The sequence below is a fragment of the Streptomyces sp. NPDC043876 genome, from assembly GCF_056435825.1.
The window spans coordinates 426,894-445,327 of sequence record NZ_JBWKDV010000005.1 but is presented as its reverse complement, the minus strand read 5'-3'; the positions used below and the strand labels follow the sequence as shown (position 1 = coordinate 445,327).

15 protein-coding genes are annotated in these 18,434 nt (G+C 72.3%); 1 reads left to right on the top strand and 14 read right to left on the bottom strand.

Features of this window, described 5'->3' with window-relative positions; genetic code table 11:
• Positions 1–18: 18 nt before the first annotated feature.
• A complete protein-coding gene (fmt, locus tag AC0693_RS19270; protein WP_478802369.1) occupies positions 19–963 on the bottom strand; it encodes a methionyl-tRNA formyltransferase in 945 nt (314 codons plus the stop codon).
• A gap of 297 nt (positions 964–1,260) precedes the next feature.
• On the opposite strand from fmt, the gene AC0693_RS19265 reads away from it, so the two are divergent.
• Positions 1,261–1,797 carry a hypothetical protein gene (locus AC0693_RS19265; RefSeq protein ID WP_478802368.1) on the top strand — a complete coding sequence of 179 codons (537 nt, stop codon included), beginning with the start codon at positions 1,261–1,263 and terminating at the stop codon, positions 1,795–1,797.
• A gap of 212 nt (positions 1,798–2,009) precedes the next feature.
• On the opposite strand, the gene AC0693_RS19260 is transcribed toward AC0693_RS19265, so the two are convergent.
• The 13 genes from AC0693_RS19260 to AC0693_RS19200 form a co-directional block, all read right to left on the bottom strand.
• Positions 2,010–4,139 carry a primosomal protein N' gene (locus AC0693_RS19260; RefSeq protein ID WP_478802367.1) on the bottom strand — a complete coding sequence of 710 codons (2,130 nt, stop codon included), beginning with the start codon at positions 4,137–4,139 and terminating at the stop codon, positions 2,010–2,012.
• Between the two features lie 104 nt (positions 4,140–4,243).
• Complete coding sequence (metK, locus tag AC0693_RS19255) at positions 4,244–5,452, bottom strand: methionine adenosyltransferase (protein ID WP_356410772.1); 1,209 nt, start codon at positions 5,450–5,452, stop codon at positions 4,244–4,246.
• Positions 5,453–5,647: 195 nt separating this feature from the next.
• Positions 5,648–6,886, bottom strand: a complete 1,239-nt coding sequence (coaBC, locus tag AC0693_RS19250; protein WP_478802366.1) for a bifunctional phosphopantothenoylcysteine decarboxylase/phosphopantothenate--cysteine ligase CoaBC — start codon at positions 6,884–6,886, stop codon at positions 5,648–5,650.
• A 96-nt stretch (positions 6,887–6,982) separates the two neighbouring features.
• Positions 6,983–7,255, bottom strand: coding sequence for a DNA-directed RNA polymerase subunit omega (gene rpoZ / locus AC0693_RS19245; RefSeq protein ID WP_283451425.1), 273 nt, complete (start codon positions 7,253–7,255; stop codon positions 6,983–6,985).
• Positions 7,256–7,293: 38 nt separating this feature from the next.
• The gene (gene gmk, locus AC0693_RS19240; RefSeq protein WP_356410767.1) at positions 7,294–7,857 is read right to left on the bottom strand and encodes a guanylate kinase; all 564 of its coding nucleotides are present in this window, start codon (positions 7,855–7,857) and stop codon (positions 7,294–7,296) included.
• A 61-nt stretch (positions 7,858–7,918) separates the two neighbouring features.
• Positions 7,919–8,242: an integration host factor gene (locus AC0693_RS19235; protein ID WP_330329439.1), complete on the bottom strand. Its 324-nt coding sequence runs from the start codon at positions 8,240–8,242 to the stop codon at positions 7,919–7,921.
• Positions 8,243–9,042: 800 nt separating this feature from the next.
• A complete protein-coding gene (gene pyrF, locus AC0693_RS19230) occupies positions 9,043–9,846 on the bottom strand; it encodes an orotidine-5'-phosphate decarboxylase (RefSeq protein WP_478802409.1) in 804 nt (267 codons plus the stop codon).
• 44 nt (positions 9,847–9,890) lie between these two features.
• Positions 9,891–11,000, bottom strand: coding sequence for a quinone-dependent dihydroorotate dehydrogenase (locus AC0693_RS19225; protein ID WP_469320098.1), 1,110 nt, complete (start codon positions 10,998–11,000; stop codon positions 9,891–9,893).
• A 98-nt stretch (positions 11,001–11,098) separates the two neighbouring features.
• Positions 11,099–14,407 (bottom strand): carbamoyl-phosphate synthase large subunit, encoded by a 3,309-nt coding sequence (carB, locus tag AC0693_RS19220; protein WP_478802365.1) that lies wholly within the window; start codon positions 14,405–14,407, stop codon positions 11,099–11,101.
• The gene (gene carA, locus AC0693_RS19215) at positions 14,400–15,542 is read right to left on the bottom strand and encodes a glutamine-hydrolyzing carbamoyl-phosphate synthase small subunit (RefSeq protein WP_469320097.1); all 1,143 of its coding nucleotides are present in this window, start codon (positions 15,540–15,542) and stop codon (positions 14,400–14,402) included. Before carA ends, carB begins: the two co-directional genes overlap by 8 nt.
• Positions 15,539–16,120: a PH-like domain-containing protein gene (locus tag AC0693_RS19210; RefSeq protein WP_469320096.1), complete on the bottom strand. Its 582-nt coding sequence runs from the start codon at positions 16,118–16,120 to the stop codon at positions 15,539–15,541. Before AC0693_RS19210 ends, carA begins: the two co-directional genes overlap by 4 nt.
• Positions 16,117–17,403, bottom strand: a complete 1,287-nt coding sequence (locus tag AC0693_RS19205; RefSeq protein WP_478802364.1) for a dihydroorotase — start codon at positions 17,401–17,403, stop codon at positions 16,117–16,119. The genes AC0693_RS19210 and AC0693_RS19205 overlap by 4 nt, the downstream gene beginning before the upstream one ends.
• Before the next feature lie 2 nt (positions 17,404–17,405).
• Positions 17,406–18,389: an aspartate carbamoyltransferase catalytic subunit gene (locus AC0693_RS19200; protein ID WP_356412140.1), complete on the bottom strand. Its 984-nt coding sequence runs from the start codon at positions 18,387–18,389 to the stop codon at positions 17,406–17,408.
• Between the last annotated feature and the right edge of the window lie 45 nt (positions 18,390–18,434).

The following is an 18,434-nucleotide window of genomic DNA, read 5'->3' as shown; positions in this document are numbered from 1 at the left end:
GGTCGAGCGGTGTCCGGTTCAGCCTACGTCGGCCCCGCCCAGCCGCTCGCCGGGAGCGATCCGCACCCCGCGCGCCCAGTCCGCGGCCTTCATGGGCTTCTTGCCCTGCGGCTGCACCCAGAGCAGCTCCACGGCGTGCGAGCCGGTCCCGACGTACACGTTGTTCTTGGCGGGGGCCAGCTCGCCGGGCGTCAGGTCCGTGCGGTCGGTCACCAGGGCCATCGAGACGATCTTGAGCCGCTCGCCGCGGAAGACGGTCCACGCGCCCGGCGCGGGCGTGCAGCCGCGCACGACCCGGTCGGCGCGCAGCGCCGGGGCCGTCCAGTCCACCCGGGCGTCCTCGACCGAGATCTTGGGCGCCAGCGAGATGCCCTCGGGCCGCTGCTCGACGGCGCGCAGGGTGCCGTCCTCGATGCCGTCCATGGTGGCGGACAGCAGGCCCGCCCCCGCGAAGGCCAGGCGGGTCAGCAGGTCGCCGCTGGTGTCGGTGGGGCGGATCTCCTCGGTGAGGATGCCGTAGACCGGGCCGGAGTCCAGCCCCTCCTCGATGAGGAAGGTGGACGCGCCGGTGACCTCGTCCCCGGCCATGATCGAGTGCTGCACCGGTGCGGCTCCGCGCCAGGCGGGCAGCAGCGAGAAGTGCAGGTTGACCCAGCCGAGGCGCGGAATCTCCAGGGCGCTCTTGGGGAGCAGCGCGCCGTAGGCGACGACCGGACAGCAGTCCGGGCCGATCTCCCGCAGCCGGGCCTGGAACTCCTCGTCGCGCGGCCGGACCGGCTTGAGGACCTCGATCCCGGCTTCCTCGGCGCGCTCGGCCACGGGGCTCGCGACCAGCCGCCGGCCGCGGCCCGCGGGCGCGTCGGGGCGGGTGACGACGGCGGCGACCTCATGGCGCCCGGAGGCGAGCAGGGCGTCCAGGGCGGGTACGGCGACCTCGGGGGTGCCTGCGAAGACGAGCTTCACCGGTGTCTACCTCGCTATCTCGGCTGTCAGCAGCGCACCAGTCTATGGGGCGAGGAGCAGGCGCCCCACCGGTGGCCGCCCCCGCGGCCGCCCGCCGCCGGGGCGCCTCCCCCACCACCCACACGGGGGGGGCGTACGCGCAGGCGGTGCGCCTCTCGCATATGCCGACACGCCCCCACAGCGTGACCAACGCGCCACGTGACGCGTTGGTCAAGAGAGATTGACCCGAAGCGGGCCGCGTGTGAACGGTGTGTGCGGCCCGATCCGCTCCTCAGCACCGGTACGAGAGGCTTCTTCATGGCCGACCACGCCACCCACGACGCCCAAGCGAGGGCCAGCCTGCACCTCCTGGTGCGGGACATCGAGCGGGTCCGCCGGCAGGTGGACGCACTGCGTACGCTCACCGCCCAGCTGGGCAACGTGTACCGCCCGCGCCGCTCCGGCCCTTCCACGGGGTTCGTCGTCTACGGGCGCGCGCCCGCCCCCACCGTCCGCCTGGCGCAGGAACTGCGGGACAGCGTCGAGACGCTGGTCACCGCCGCGGTGGACTTCGACCGCTCCCTGGGCTTCTCGTGGGACGCGGTCGGCTCCGCCCTCGGGGTCACCAAGCAGGCCGTGCACCGGCGGTACGGGGCCCGGCGCGCGCAGGCCGCCGAGGCGGCGGAGCCGCTGGCCGAGGGATCGACCACGCGGACCCTCGGGGCTCCCCCGATGTCGCCGATGCCGACGATCCCGGCCGCGCGGTCGGTGCCGCCGCAGCCGCAGCGCGAGGAGTCCACCGCCGGAGTCGCGTCCCTGCGCCCGCCGGCCTTCCCCGGCCCGCGCAACGGCTGACGCACAACGGCAGCAACACGGCGGAAGCCGCACGACGGCAGCCGCGTACCGGGCTCCGCTCGACGCCCGGCGGCCGCTGCCCGGCGCCACGCTCGCCCCGTTACGGTCGCCCCCGTCGGCGACGCCCCCTCCCGGGCCTCCGGGCGGCCCGCACCCGGGGCCGCCCCCGGCCCGGTCCGCGTCCACCGGCCGGGCCCCCGTTCACACCGGCCTCAGCCGATGTCCGGCGGGTCGATCCGCACCCGGATCGTGTCCGCCACCGCGACCCCGCGGGCCATCCGGGCGGCCTGGGCTGTCTTGAGGGCCGCCGCCAGCGCGGCCCCGCTGCCCGGGGGCACCCGGACCAGGGCCCGTTCCCCCGGGGACGGCTCGCCCCGGCGGCCGGGCAACGGCACCGGGCCCAGGATCTCCGCGTCGGCGGGCAGCCCCGCCCCGGCCAGGAACGCGTCCAGCGCCTCCCGCCGCCCCGCCACCGCGGCCATCCGGGAGACCGGGGGGAAGCCCAGCTGCGCCCGCTCGGCCAGTTCCCGTACGGCGTGCCCGACGGGGTCCCAGCGCACCAGGGCCTGCACCGGCCGCAGCGTCGGTTCGGCGACCACGACCACCTGGCCGTCCCCCCGCACCAGCGAGGCGGCGGCGATCCAGCGCCGCAGCGCCTCCTCCCCCGCCCGCAGGTCGGGCCGCGACAGCATCGCCCAGCCGTCGAGCAGCAGCCCCGCCGCGTACCCGGCGCCCTCGGCCACGGGCTCCGCGCCCGGCGTGCACACGACCAGCGCGGGCCGGTCGGGCACCGAGTCCAGCACGTGGTCCCGCCCGGAGGTCCGCACCGGGACCGCCGGGAACGCCCGCCCCAGCTCCTCCGCGGTCCGCCGCGCGCCGACCACCTGCGCCCGCAGCCGCACCGACCCGCACTCCTCGCACTGCCAGGCGGGCTCCCCGCGCCCGCACCAGCCGCACCGCAGCTCCCGCTCGTCGGGCGCCTCCAGCGGCCCCGCGCAGTGGCGGCAGCGGGCCGGGGTCCGGCACCGCTCGCACGCGAGCCGCGGCACGTACCCGCGCCGGGGCACCTGGACGAGCACCGGACCGCTCTTGAGGCCCTCGCGCACGGTCTCCCAGGCCAGGCTCGGCAGCCGTGCGGCCCGCGCGGCCTCGTCCCGGGCCAGCAGTTCGTCGCCCACGGTCCGGATCCGGGGCGCGCACTCCCGTACCCGCTCCCGGTCGGCCGCCAGCGGCCGGGCCCAGCCGGACTCCACCAGCTGGGCGGCCTCCACGGTGCAGCTGGTGCTGCCGACGAGGAAGGCGCAGCCGTCGGTGACCGCGCGCAGCTCCAGCACCTCCCGCACGTGCGGGAAGGGGGCGTGGTCGTCGCTGTGACTGGAGTCGCCGTCGTCCCAGACGGCCACCAGGCCGAGGTCCCGCACCGGCGCGAACATCGCGGCCCGGGTGCCGATCACTGCCTTGACCGAGCCGCGGTGGACTGCGAGCCACTGTCGGTAGCGCTTCTCGGGGCCGGATTCGGCGGTCAGCAGGGCGTGCCGTCCTTCGCCCAGCAGCGCGGTCAGGGCCGCGTCGACCCGGGAGGCGGTGCGCCCGTCGGGCAGGACGACCAGGGCGCCGCGGCCGGAGGCGAGGGTCGCGGCCACGGCCCGGGCCAGTTCGTCGGCCCAGCCGGGCCCGGGCAGCGCGGTCCACACCGCGCGCGGGTCTCCGCCGCCCGCCAGGGCCCGCAGGAAGGCCGGTCCGGCCGGGTAGCGCTCCCAGCCGCCGGGCTCGGGCGCGGGGGGCGCGGGCAGGGGGTCCGGCGAGGGCTTCGACTCGGCGCAGGCGTTGCGGGGCGGGAGGGCGAGCTGGAGGACGTCGGCCAGGCTGCCCGCGTACCGGTCGGCGACGGCCCGCGCGAGGGCGAGCATGCGCGGGCCGAGGACGGCTTCGGGCGAGACGACCTGGGCGAGGGCCGCCAGCGGGCCGTTGTAGTCGGTGTCGGCGCGCCGCTCGACGACGAACCCGTCGATGAGGCCGCCGCCCTCGCGGCGGCCCCCGTGCACCTGGTGCGAACCCGCGCCGAAGCGGACCCGGACCCGGACCCCGGGCTGCGCGGCCTCCGACAGTTCCTCGGGGACGGCGTAGTCCCAGAGCTGGTCGAGGTGGAGCACACCCTTGTTGACGAGGATCCGCGCGACGGGCAGCTCCCGGGCCAGCGAGGCGCCGCGCCAGGTGCGGGGCTTGGCCTTGGGCGCCTTGGCCTTCGCCTCGGCGACCATCTCCCGCATCAGCGCGAGCTGTTCCGGCGCGCCGCCGGTCTCGGGTTCGTTCTGGCTGCTCACACCGGAATTCTCACCCATGGCACCGACAGCCGGGGAACGGCGCCGGCGGCGGGTCCGCCGTGGCGGCGGAACGCCGAACGGCCCCGGACCGTGGGGTCCGGGGCCGTTCGGGGCGGTCGTGCCTACAGACCGGCGGCGGCGCGCAGGGCGTCGACGCGGTCGGTGCGCTCCCAGGTGAAGTCCGGCAGCTCACGGCCGAAGTGGCCGTAGGCGGCGGTCTGGGCGTAGATCGGGCGCAGCAGGTCGAGGTCGCGGATGATCGCGGCCGGACGCAGGTCGAAGACCTGGGCGATCGCGTCCTCGATCTTCTGCACCTCGACCTTGGCGGTGCCGAAGGTCTCGACGAAGAGGCCGACGGGCTCGGCCTTGCCGATCGCGTACGCGACCTGGACCTCGCAGCGCGAGGCCAGACCGGCGGCGACGACGTTCTTGGCGACCCAGCGCATCGCGTAGGCGGCGCTGCGGTCGACCTTGGACGGGTCCTTGCCGGAGAAGGCGCCGCCACCGTGGCGGGCCATGCCGCCGTAGGTGTCGATGATGATCTTGCGGCCGGTGAGGCCGGCGTCGCCCATCGGGCCGCCGATCTCGAAGCGCCCGGTCGGGTTGACCAGCAGCCGGTAGCCCTCGGTGTCCAGCTTGATGCCGTCTTCGACGAGCTGCTTGAGGACGTGCTCGACGACGAACTCGCGGATGTCGGGAGCGAGCAGCGAGTCGAGGTCGATGTCCGAGGCGTGCTGCGAGGACACGACGACGGTGTCGAGGCGGACGGCCTTGTCGCCGTCGTACTCGATGGTGACCTGGGTCTTGCCGTCGGGGCGCAGGTACGGGATCGTCCCGTTCTTGCGGACCTCGGACAGGCGGCGCGAGAGCTTGTGCGCGATGTGGATCGGCAGCGGCATCAGCTCGGGCGTCTCGTCGCAGGCGTAACCGAACATCAGGCCCTGGTCGCCGGCGCCCTGCTTGTCCAGCTCGTCCTCGTCGCCCTCGACCCGGCTCTCGTACGCCGTGTCGACACCCTGCGCGATGTCCGGGGACTGCGCGCCGATGGACACCGAGACGCCGCAGGAGGCGCCGTCGAAGCCCTTCTTCGAGGAGTCGTAGCCGATCTCGAGGATCTTGTCGCGGACGAGCTGGGCGATCGGCGCGTAGGCCTTCGTCGTCACCTCACCCGCGATGTGCACGAGACCGGTGGTGATCAGGGTCTCCACCGCGACGCGCGAGGTGGGGTCCTCCCTGAGCAGGGCGTCGAGGATGGTGTCGCTGATCTGGTCAGCGATCTTGTCGGGGTGGCCCTCGGTGACGGACTCCGAGGTGAAGAGGCGGCGGGACACATCGCTCCCTGGGGTTGCAGCGGCTGCTGGCTGATCAATTGGCGGAACACTACCGGGAGCTGCGCCTGGCCGTGTTCCGGGTGCAGTTTATCGGTCGCCACCGTTGGCCGGACCACCCGTCTCGCCTTGTGGGAGCCGTGTGACCTGCGGCACTACATCTTGGCCCATCGGGCACCAGGAGAAAAGGTCCGTTCCTCAGGCGCGTCGGAGGGCGGCCTGCGGGGCGAGCCGGGGCACCACCTGGTCCCAGATGACATCGGCGAGGGCTTCCTTGGGGCCGTGGGGTACGGGGGTCTCCTCTCCGTTGGAGGCGAGGATCACCGCCTCGTTCTCCTCGGATCCGAAGGTCTTGGCCTCGCCCACCTCGTTCACGACGAGGAGGTCGCAGCCCTTGCGGAGCAGCTTCGCGCGCCCGTTGGCGAGGACGTCGTCGGTCTCCGCGGCGAAGCCGACCACGATCTGGCCGGGCACGGCACGTTCGGCCGAAACCTCCGCGAGTACGTCAGGATTGCGGACCAGGGCCACCGGCGCGGGCTCCTGCCCGTCCTGCTTCTTGATCTTTCCCTCGGCGTAGGCGGCGGGCCGGAAGTCGGCCACCGCGGCGGCCATCACCACGGCGTCGGCGTCGGCGGCCGCCTTGAGGACGGCCTCGCGCAGCTGGAGGGCCGTCCCCACACGTACGACGTCCACCCCGGCGGGGTCGGCGAGCGCGGCGTTCGCCGCGACGAGGGTGACCCGGGCGCCGCGCGCCACGGCCGTACGGGCCAGCGCGTAGCCCTGCTTGCCGGAGGAGCGGTTGCCGAGGAAGCGGACCGGGTCCAGCGGTTCGCGCGTACCGCCCGCGCTGATCACCACGTGCCGTCCGGCGAGGTCGGGCCCGTCACCGGCGTCCCCGAGGCCGCGGCGCAGCACGTGGCGGCACACCTCGAAGATCTCCTCCGGGTCGGGCAGTCGGCCCTTGCCGGTGTCCTTGCCGGTGAGCCGGCCGACGGCGGGCTCGATGACGACGGCGCCCCGGCGGCGCAGGGTGGCCACGTTCTCCTGGGTGGCGGGGTGCTCCCACATCTCGGTGTGCATGGCGGGCGCGAAGACCACCGGGCACCGGGCGGTGAGCAGGGTGTTCGTGAGCAGGTCGTCGGCGAGCCCGTGGGCCGCCTTGGCCAGCATGTCGGCCGTGGCGGGGGCGACCACGACGAGGTCGGCGCCCTGGCCGATGCGGACGTGCGGTACTTCGTGGACGCTCTCCCAGACCCGGGTGGACGCCGGGTTCCCGGAGAGGGCGGCCCAGGTGGCCTCGCCGACGAAGTTCAGCGAGGCCTCGGTGGGCACCACGCGGACGTCGTGCCCGGACTCGGTCAGCCTGCGCAGCAGCTCGCAAGCCTTGTAGGCGGCGATCCCGCCACTGACCCCGAGTACGACCTTCGGCTTGTCCACTACTGCTCCCTTGTCCGAACACGACACATGACACACCACAGGCCCGGCAGTCGGTCTACCGGGCCTGGAGTGACAAAATCGGGTGACGCGTACTGCTTAAGTGGCCGGGGCCTCGATGGCCTCGGAGGTCAGCAGACCCGCGTTGATCTCGCGCAGCGCGATCGAAAGGGGCTTCTCGTGGACGTGGGTGTCCACGAGGGGGCCGACGTACTCCAGCAGGCCCTCACCGAGCTGCGAGTAGTACGCGTTGATCTGACGGGCACGCTTGGCCGCGTAGATCACGAGGCTGTACTTCGAGTCGGTGGCCTCGAGCAGCTCGTCGATCGGCGGGTTGATGATGCCCTCGGGCGCAGACATGGAAGAGGACACGCTCTACCTTCCGAAGATGGGTAATGATCGAACAACGATCAAACAACTGCCACCAAGGCTAGCAGCTCGCGGGCCACGTCCTCGACGGAGGTATTGACAAGGGTGACGTCGAACTCCGCTTCGGCCGCGAGTTCGATCTTCGCGGCGGCCAGTCGGCGCTCGATGACCTCGGCCGACTCGGTCCCCCGGCCGGTGAGCCGGCGGACCAGCTCCTCCCAGCTGGGCGGGGCCAGGAAGACGAGCCGGGCCTCGGCCATCGACTCGCGGACGAGCCGGGCGCCCTGCAGGTCGATCTCCAGCAGGACCGGCTCGCCCTTGTCCAGGCGTTCCAGCACCGCGCCGCGCGGTGTGCCGTAGCGGTTGCCCGCGAACTCGGCCCACTCCAGCAGCTCGCCATTGGCGATCAGCTTGTCGAACTCGTCGTCGGTGACGAAGAAGTAGTGGACTCCGTGACGCTCACCGGGCCGCGGCTTGCGGGTGGTGGCCGACACCGAGAGCCATACCTCGGGGTGAACCTTGCGCATATGCGCGACGACCGTGCTCTTGCCGACCCCTGAGGGGCCGGAGAGCACGGTCAGCCGCGGACGTACCTCTGCTGCCATAGAGCGATTATCCAGTCTCCCAGGACTGCCTGAGAACACCGGGAGAACTTCGGGTGACGCGTCAGGCGCCGCTGCCGCCGAACTCGCGCTCCAGGGAAGCGATCTGGTTGGAACCGAGACCTCGGACACGCCGGGACTCGGAAATGCCGAGGCGCTCCATGAGCTGCTTGGCGCGGACCTTGCCCACGCCTGGCAGGGACTCCAGGAGAGCGGACACCTTCATCTTGCCGATGACATCGTTCTCCTGTCCCTGCTTGATGACCTCGTGCAGGGAGGCACCGGAGTGCTTGAGTCGATTCTTCACCTCGGCCCGCTCCCGGCGAGCCGCGGCGGCCTTTTCGAGCGCGGCTGCGCGCTGTTCAGGGGTAAGGGGCGGAAGAGCCACGCCTACGTCACCTCGGATGTCGAACTGTCGGATACGGACCGGTGGGGAACACAAGGCACCTCACCAGGCGAGCCCCACGAACGACGGTCCCGCAGGTCCGCCGTTCGCTCACTCTGGTCGGAGACTAGCGGCCAAGGCCGCTCCAGTCAGCGAGAACGGACGAAAAGTCCTGGTCAGCCTCCACCGAACCGTACATCACAGACAAAACACCCCGCTTTTGTCCGGCGAAGGCCGTACGAATTAGCCACGTCCGCTGGCGACCGCCCTCCGCGCCAGGCCCGGTCGGCGTTCGAAGCGCGGCCATTCCCGCCCCGCCGGCGTTCGAAGCGCGGCCATTCCCACCCCGCCGGCGTTCGAGGCGCGGCCATTCCCACCCCGCCGGCGTTCGAGGCCCGGCCACCACTTCAGCCCCGCCGACGTTCCGACCGCGGCCATTCCAGCCTCGCCGGCGTTTGAGGCGCCGCCGGAGGCACCTCGGCGGACACCGCCCGTCCCGCTGAGGCCGGAGCCCGCCCCCGGCCGCCGCGTGCCCTCCGGGGGCGCCTCAAACGCCGGCGAGGCTGGATATGCCCCACGAGGTCGGGGCGAGCGTCCAGAGGCGTCCCCGGCACGGGCCACCCACTCCAGCCCCGCCGGCATTCCGACCGCGGTCACCACCCCAGCCCCGCCGGCGTTTGAGGCGCCGCCGGAGGCACCTCGGCGGACACCGCCCGTCCCGCTGAGGCCGGAGCCCGCCCGCGGCCGGCGCGTGCCCTCCGGGGGCGCCTCAAACGCCGACGGGGCTGAGAGTGGAGCCGGGATCAGGCCGTGGCGACGGCCTGGCGGACCTCGTCCGCGAACTGGCGGGCCGACGCGCGGAGCGCACCGGCGTCGGGCCCGTGCCGCAGCACCCCGCGGGACACGTTCGGCACGACGTTGCGCACGGCCGCCCCGAAGACCCCCGGCAGATCGGCGGCGGTGGCACCCTGCGCCCCGATGCCCGGCGCCAGCAGCGGCCCGTTGATGTCCAGGTCGAAGGAGGACAGGTCCCCCAGGGTCGCCCCCACCACCGCACCGAAGGACCCCATCGGCTCCGCGCCCGCGTTCTCCGCGGCCAGGTGCGCCAGCATCGTCGCCCCGATGGTCCGGCCGTCCTCCCGCACCGCCCGCTGCACCTCGGCGCCCTCCGGGTTTGAGGTCAGGGCCAGCACGAAGAGCCCCGCCCCCGACGCCCGCGCCAGCTCCACGGCGGGCGCGAGCGAGCCGTAGCCGAGGTACGGGGAGACGGTCAGCGCGTCGGAGAAGAGCGGCGAGGCCGGGTCCAGGAAGGTCTGCGCGTACGCGGCCATCGTGGAGCCGATGTCCCCGCGCTTGGCGTCCATGACCACGAGCGTGCCCGCGGCCCGGGCGTCCGCGACGGTCCGCTCGAGCACCGCGATGCCCTTCGAGCCGAAGCGCTCGAAGAAGGCGGCCTGCGGCTTGAAGACGGCCACCTGGTCCGCCAGGGCCTCCACGACGGTCCGGGAGAACCTCTCCAGCCCCGCGATGCCGTCGTCGAGGCCCCAGGACGCCAGCAGGGCCGCGTGCGGGTCGATCCCGACGCACAGCGGGCCGCGGTCGTCCATGGCCGCGCGCAGGCGCGTGCCGAAGGGGGTCAGGGGGGCAGAGGTCACAGCGCGGCCTTCCGGGTCTCGGCGCCCACCGCTTCGGCGAGGGTCGCGTACGGGCTGTTGGCCAGGCGCGCGGCCAGGCCCTTGTGGATGGCGCGGGCGTAGAACGGGCCCTCGTAGATGAAGGCGCTGTAGCCCTGCACCAGGGTCGCGCCCGCCAGGATGCGCTGCCAGGCGTCCTCGGCGTTCTCGACGCCCCCGACGCCCACCAGGACGATCCGGTCGCCCACGCGGGCGTACAGGCGGCGCAGGACCTCCAGGGAGCGCGCCTTGACGGGCGCGCCGGAGAGGCCGCCGGTCTCCTTGACCAGTTCGGGCGCCGAGGTGAGGCCGAGGCCTTCGCGGGCGATCGTGGTGTTGGTGGCGATGATGCCGTCCAGGCCCAGCTCCAGGGCGAGGTCGGCGACCGCGTCCACGTCCTCGTCGGCGAGGTCGGGGGCGATCTTGACGAGCAGCGGCACCCGGCGGCCGGTCACCGCGCGGTCCGCGGCCTCCCGTACGGCGGTCAGCAGCGGCCGCAGCGACTCCGTGGCCTGGAGGTTGCGCAGGCCGGGGGTGTTCGGCGAGGACACGTTCACGACGAGGTAGTCCGCGTGCGGGGCGAGCCGTTCGGTGGAGGCGACGTAGTCCGCGACGGCTTCGTCCTCGGGCACGACCTTCGTCTTGCCGATGTTGACGCCGACGACCGTCCTGAAGACGGGGCGGCGGGTCGCGAGGCGCTCGGCGACGGCCGCGGAGCCCTCGTTGTTGAAGCCCATGCGGTTGATCAGCGCGCGGTCCGGGACCAGCCGGAACAGGCGCTTCCTGGGGTTGCCGGGCTGCGGCTCGGCGGTGACGGTGCCGATCTCGACGTGGTCGAAGCCGAGCATCGACATGCCGTCGATGGCGACCGCGTTCTTGTCGAAGCCCGCGGCGAGGCCGAAGGGTCCGTGCATCCGCAGGCCGAGGGCCTCGGTCCGCAGCTCCTTGAAGCGCGGGGCCAGGGCGGCCGCCAGGAAGGTGCGCAGCACCGGGACGCGGGCGGCGAGCCGGATCCAGCGGAAGGCCGCGTAATGGGCCTTCTCGGGGTCCATCCGCTTGAAGACCAGGTCGAAGAAGAGTTTGTACATGGGCTGAGGATCCTTCTGCGCTCATGAAGAGGGGGACACCCGGCGCGCCGCGGCGCGTCCGGTGTCCCCCTCTCCCGTACGGCTACGGGCGTTGTCTGCTAGTCGCGGGCCGCGATCAGGTGCTGTGCGTGCTCCTGGAGCGAACGGACGCCCACGTCGCCGCGGTTGAGCGCGTCGATGCCCTGGACGGCGGCGGCGAGCGCCTGGACCGTGGTCAGGCAGGGGACGCTGCGCGCCACGGCCGCCGTGCGGATCTCGTAGCCGTCGAGGCGGCCGCCGGTGCCGTACGGGGTGTTGACGATGAGGTCGACGTCGCCGTCGTGGATGAGCTGGACGATGGTCTTCTCGCCGTCCGGGCCCTCGCCCTCGCTGAGCTTGCGCACCACGGTGGCGTTGATGCCGTTGCGGCGCAGTACCTCGGCGGTGCCGGAGGTCGCGAGCAGCTCGAAGCCGTGGGCGACGAGTTCGCGCGCCGGGAAGATCATGGAGCGCTTGTCGCGGTTGGCGACGGAGATGAACGCGCGGCCCTTGGTGGGCAGCGGGCCGTAGGCGCCGGCCTGCGACTTGGCGTAGGCCGTGCCGAAGACCGAGTCGATGCCCATGACCTCGCCGGTGGAGCGCATCTCCGGGCCGAGGACGGTGTCCACGCCGCGGCCGTGGATGTCGCGGAAGCGGCTCCACGGCATCACGGCCTCCTTGACGGAGATCGGCGCGTCGAGCGGCAGGGTGCCGCCGTCGCCGTTCTTCGGCAGCAGGCCCTCGGCGCGCAGTTCGGCGATGGTGGTGCCGAGCGAGATGCGCGCGGCGGCCTTGGCGAGCGGGACCGCGGTCGCCTTCGAGGTGAAGGGGACGGTGCGCGAGGCGCGCGGGTTGGCCTCCAGGACGTAGAGGATGTCACCCGCCATCGCGAACTGGATGTTGATCAGGCCGCGGACGCCGACGCCCTTGGCGATGGCCTCGGTGGAGGCGCGCAGGCGCTTGATGTCGTGGCCGCCGAGGGTGATCGGGGGCAGCGCGCAGGCGGAGTCGCCGGAGTGGATGCCGGCTTCCTCGATGTGCTCCATGACGCCGCCGAGGTAGAGCTCGGTGCCGTCGTAGAGGGCGTCGACGTCGATCTCGATGGCGTCGTCGAGGAAGCGGTCGACCAGGACCGGCCGGGTGGGGCTGATCTCGGTGGACTCGGCGATGTACGAGGACAGGCGGTCCTCGTCGTAGACGATCTCCATGCCGCGGCCGCCGAGCACGTACGAGGGCCGTACGAGGACGGGGTAGCCGATCTCGTCGGCGATGGCCTTGGCGCCCTTGAAGGTGGTGGCGGTGCCGTGCTTCGGGGCGGGCAGGCCGGCGTCGGCGAGGACCTGGCCGAAGGCGCCGCGGTCCTCGGCGGCGTGGATGGCCTCCGGCGGGGTGCCGACGACGGGGACGCCGTTGTCCTTGAGCGCCTGGGCGAGACCGAGGGGGGTCTGGCCGCCGAGCTGGACGATGACGCCGGCGATGGGGCCCGCGAGGGACTCGGCGTGCACGATCTCCAGCACGTCTTCGAGCGTCAGCGGCTCGAAGTACAGGCGGTCGGAGGTGTCGTAGTCGGTCGAGACGGTCTCGGGGTTGCAGTTGACCATCACGGTCTCGTAGCCCGCGTCGCTGAGCGCGAAGGAGGCGTGGACGCAGGAGTAGTCGAACTCGATGCCCTGGCCGATGCGGTTCGGGCCGGAGCCCAGGATGATCACCGCGGGCTTCTCGCGGGGGGCGACCTCGGACTCCTCGTCGTAGGACGAGTAGAAGTACGGGGTCTTCGCGGCGAACTCGGCGGCGCAGGTGTCGACGGTCTTGTAGACCGGGCGCACGCCGAGCGCGTGGCGGACCTCGCGGACGACGTCCTCGCGCAGGCCGCGGATCTCGGCGATCTGGACGTCGGAGAAGCCGTGGCGCTTGGCTTCGGCGAGCAGCTGGGGGTGGAGCTTCTCGGCGGCGGCCAGGTCGTCGGCGATCTCCTTGATGAGGAACATCTGGTCGACGAACCAGGGGTCGATCTTCGTGGAGTCGAAGACCTCTTCCTGGGTGGCGCCGGCCCGGATGGCCTGCATGACGGTGTTGATGCGGCCGTCGGTCGGGCGGGCCGCGGTGCGCAGCAGCTCGTCCTTGTCGCCGGGCTCGCCGACGAAGGTGAACTGCGAGCCCTTCTTCTCCAGGGAGCGCAGGGCCTTCTGCAGCGCCTCGGTGAAGTTGCGTCCGATGGCCATGGCCTCGCCCACCGACTTCATGGTGGTGGTGAGGGTGGAGTCCGCGTTCGGGAACTTCTCGAAGGCGAAGCGCGGGGCCTTGACGACGACGTAGTCGAGGGACGGCTCGAAGGAGGCCGGCGTCTTCTCGGTGATGTCGTTGGGGACCTCGTCGAGCGTGTAGCCGATGGCCAGTTTGGCGGCGATCTTGGCGATCGGGAAGCCGGTGGCCTTCGACGCGAGCGCGGACGAGCGGGACACGCGCGGGTTCATCTCGATGACGATGACCCGGCCGTCGGCGGGGTCGATCGCGAACTGGATGTTGCAGCCGCCGGTGTCGACGCCGACCTCGCGGATGATCGCGATGCCGATGTCGCGCAGCCGCTGGTACTCGCGGTCGGTCAGCGTCATCGCCGGGGCGACGGTGATCGAGTCGCCGGTGTGGACGCCCATGGGGTCGAAGTTCTCGATGGAGCAGACGACGACGACGTTGTCCTTGGTGTCGCGCATCAGCTCCAGCTCGTACTCCTTCCAGCCGAGGATGGACTCCTCCAGGAGCACCTCGGTGGTCGGGGAGAGCGTGAGGCCTTGGCCGGCGATGCGGCGCAGCTCGTCCTCGTTGTGGGCGAAGCCGGAGCCGGCGCCGCCCATGGTGAAGGAGGGGCGGACGACGACGGGGTAGCCGCCGAGGGTCTCGACGCCCTGGATGACGTCGTCCATCGAGTGGCAGATGACCGAGCGGGCGGATTCGCCGTAGCCGATCTTCTCCTTGACGGCTTCGACGACGCCCTTGAAGAGGTCGCGGTCCTCGCCCTTGTTGATGGCTTCGACGTTGGCGCCGATGAGCTCGACGCCGTACTTCTCCAGGACGCCCTGCTCGTGCATGGAGATCGCGGTGTTGAGCGCGGTCTGGCCGCCGAGGGTCGGCAGGAGCGCGTCGGGGCGCTCCTTCGCGATGATCTTCTCGACGAACTCGGGGGTGATCGGCTCGACGTAGGTGGCGTCGGCGATCTCCGGGTCGGTCATGATCGTCGCCGGGTTGGAGTTCACCAGGATGACGCGCAGGCCCTCGGCCTTGAGGATGCGGCAGGCCTGGGTGCCGGAGTAGTCGAACTCGGCGGCCTGGCCGATGACGATCGGGCCGGAGCCGATGACCAGGACGGACTGGATATCGGTGCGCTTAGGCACGCTCGGCCTCCATCAGATTCACGAAACGGTCGAAGAGGTACGCGGCGTCGTGCGGGCCGGCGGCCGCCTCGGGGTGGTACTGGACGCTGAAGGCCGGCTGGTCGAGCAGCCGGAGGCCCTCGACGACCTGGTCGTTCAGGCAGACGTGGGAGACCTCGGCGCGGCCGTAGGCCGTGTCGGAGACCTTGTCGAGGGGCGCGTCGACGGCGAAGCCGTGGTTGTGCGCGGTGACCTCGACCTTGCCGGTCGTGCGGTCCTGCACCGGCTGGTTGATGCCGCGGTGGCCGTACTTCAGCTTGTAGGTGCCGAAGCCGAGGGCGCGGCCCAGGATCTGGTTGCCGAAGCAGATGCCGAAGAGCGGCGTCTTGCGGGCGAGGACGCCCTGCATCACGGAGACGGGGCCGTCGGCGGTGGCCGGGTCGCCGGGGCCGTTGGAGAAGAAGACGCCGTCGGGGTTGACGGCGTAGACGTCCTCGACGGTGGCGGTGGCGGGCAGCACGTGCACCTCGATGCCGCGCTCGGCCATCCGGTGCGGGGTCATGCCCTTGATGCCGAGGTCCACGGCGGCGACGGTGAACTTCTTCTCGCCGATCGCGGGGACGACGTACGCCTCCTTGGTGGCGACCTCGGCGGCGAGGTCGGCGCCCTTCATCTGGGGGGCGTCCTGGACCTTCGCCAGCAGTACGGCGTCGTCCATCACCGCCTCGCCGGAGAAGATGCCGACGCGCATGGCGCCGCGCTCGCGCAGGTGGCGGGTCAGGGCGCGGGTGTCGACGCCGCAGATGCCGACGACGCCCTGGCGGACCAGCTCCTCGTCCAGCGAGCGCTGCGAGCGCCAGTTGGAGGGGACGCGGGCGGGGTCGCGGACGACGTATCCGGCGACCCAGATGCGGCCGGACTCGGGGTCCTCGTCGTTGACGCCGGTGTTGCCCACGTGCGGGGCGGTCATCACGACGACCTGGCGGTGGTAGGACGGGTCGGTCAGCGTCTCCTGGTAGCCGGTCATGCCGGTGGAGAACACGGCTTCGCCGAAGGTCTCCCCCACGGCCCCGTAGGCGCGCCCGCGGAAGATGCGGCCGTCCTCCAGGACGAGTACGGCGGGAGCTTTGGCTGCTCCCCTGGTGGAGGTCGTCATCGTTCGGCGCCTTCCGTCGTGTGCGAGTGGTTCATGGAGTTGATGGCTTCGACCCAGGCGGCGTGTTCGGCCGCCCGGTCGGAGCGGAATCCGGAGTCGATCAGCTTGTCGCCGTGCGCCCAGGTGACGACGAGCAGCCCGCCCTCGGTCAGTACCTTGCCCGCGATCCCCTTGTCGAGGCGGGCGCCGCGCAGCTGCGCGGTCGGCACGAAGAAGTCGGTGGCACCCGGACGGACCACGTCGAGGCCGGTGTCGGTGAGCGTCAGCTCGACGCGGCTGCGGATGCCGAGGCCGTGGGCGACGATCCGGTCGAGCCACTGGCCGGCGGTCGTCGAGCCGTGGTAGCGCCCGGTCAGGGCGAGCCGGTGCTCGGGGAGCCCGCTCGGGGCGGTGGGCAGCGCGGGCAGGTCGTTCTGCAGCGCGCCGCGCCACTTCCAGCCCTGCCGCATCAGCCAGTACACGAAGGCGATGAAGACGAGCAGGCCGAGCACCCACGCGATGCGCGCGTCCCAGTCCGTCACCTCCGCCGACTGTCGTCCGGCGGCCTCGGCGGCCAGTTGGATCACTGCAGGTGTCACGCCAGTTTCCCGTCCACGACCGTTGCCCGGCCCCGCAGGAAGGTGTGAGTGACGCGTCCCGGAAGCTCGCGGCCCTCGTAGGGCGTGTTGCGGCTGCGGGAGGCGAAGTGTGCGGGGTCCACGACACCACGGTACGAGGTATCGACCAAGGTCAGGTTCGCGGGTTCACCTGCCGAGACGGGGCGGCCGTGGTTCTCCAGGCCGCCGATGCGCGCGGGGCGCAGCGACATGCGGTCGGCGACGCCCGCCCAGTCGAGCAGGCCGGTCTCGACCATCGTCTGCTGGACGACGGAGAGCGCGGTCTCCAGGCCGACCATGCCCATGGCGGCGGCGGCCCACTCGCAGTCCTTGTCCTCGTGGGGGTGCGGGGCGTGGTCGGTGGCGACGATGTCGATCGTGCCGTCGGCGAGCGCCTCGCGCAGGGCCAGCACGTCGCGCTCGGTGCGCAGCGGCGGGTTGACCTTGTAGACGGGGTCGTAGGAGCGCACGAGCTCGTCGGTGAGGAGGAGGTGGTGCGGGGTGACCTCGGCGGTCACGTCGATGCCGCGGGACTTGGCCCAGCGCACGATCTCGACGGAGCCGGCCGTGGAGAGGTGGCAGATGTGCACGCGGGAACCGACGTGCTCGGCGAGGAGGACGTCGCGGGCGATGATCGACTCCTCGGCGACGGCGGGCCAGCCGCCGAGGCCGAGCTCGGCGGAGACGACGCCCTCGTTCATCTGGGCGCCCTCGGTGAGGCGGGGTTCCTGGGCGTGCTGGGCGACGACGCCGCCGAAGGCCTTCACGTACTCCAGCGCGCGCCGCATGATCACGGCGTCGTCGACGCACTTGCCGTCGTCGGAGAAGACGGTGACGCGGGCGGCGGACTCGTGCATGGCGCCCAGCTCGGAGAGCTTCTTGCCCTCCAGGCCGACGGTGACGGCGCCGATGGGCTGCACGTCGCAGTAGCCGGACTCCTTGCCCAGGCGCCAGACCTGCTCGACGACGCCGGCGGTGTCGGCGACCGGGAAGGTGTTCGCCATGGCGAAGACGGCGGTGTAGCCGCCGCCGGCGGCGGCGCGGGTGCCGGTGAGGACGGTCTCGGAGTCCTCGCGGCCCGGCTCGCGCAGGTGGGTGTGCAGGTCGACCAGGCCGGGGAGCAGGACCTGTCCGGCGGCTTCGATGACGGTCGCGTCACCGGCGTCGATGCCGCTGCCGACGGCGGCGATGGTCTCGCCGTCGATCAGGACGTCCTGCGCCTCGCCGCCGAGCACCTTCGCGCCACGAATAAGGATCTTGCTCATCTTTACTTGCTCTCCGATTCGACGGGGCGGGCGTGGCTGACGGCGGACTCGTTGCCGCCCAGCAGGAGGTACAGGACCGCCATGCGGATGGACACGCCGTTGGCGACCTGCTCGACGACGGTGCAGCGGTCGGAGTCGGCGACCTCGGCGGTGATCTCCATGCCCCGGACCATGGGGCCGGGGTGCATCACGATGCCGTGCGCGGGCAGCTTGGCCATGCGCTCGCCGTCGAGGCCGTAGCGCCGGGAGTACTCGCGCTCGGTGGGGAAGAAGGCGGCGTTCATCCGCTCTCGCTGCACACGCAGCATCATGACCGCGTCCGACGCCGGCAGCACCTCGTCGAGGTCGTACGAGACCTCGCAGGGCCAGCTCTCGATGCCGATCGGGACCAGGGTGGGCGGGGCCACCAGGGTGACGTGCGCGCCGAGGGTGTGCAGCAGGTCGACGTTGGAGCGGGCGACCCGGCTGTGCAGGACGTCGCCGACGAGGGTGATGCGCTTGCCGGTGAGGTCCTGGCCGAGCGCGTCGGGGCCGACGAGGCGGCGGCGCATGGTGAAGGCGTCCAGCAGGGCCTGGGTCGGGTGCTGGTGGGTGCCGTCACCGGCGTTGATGACCGGGACGTCGATCCAGCCGGAGGTGGCCAGCCGGTACGGGGCTCCGGAGGCGCTGTGGCGGATGACCACGGCGTCGATGCCCATGGCGTCCAGGGTCTGGGCGGTGTCCTTGAGGGATTCGCCCTTGGAGACGCTGGACCCCTTGGCGACGAAGTTGATCACATCGGCGGAGAGGCGCTTCTCGGCGGCCTCGAAGGAGATCCGGGTGCGGGTCGAGTCCTCGAAGAAGAGGTTGCAGATGGTCAGGCCGCGCAGGGTGGGCAGCTTCTTTATCGGCCGGTCGGCGACCCGGGCCATCTCCTCGGCGGTGTCGAGGATGAGGACGGCGTCGTCGCGCGAGAGATCTGCGGCCGAGATGAGGTGGCGCTTCATCTGGGTGCTCCGTGGGTCCGGGGGTCTGGGAGGTCGGGCGGGCTG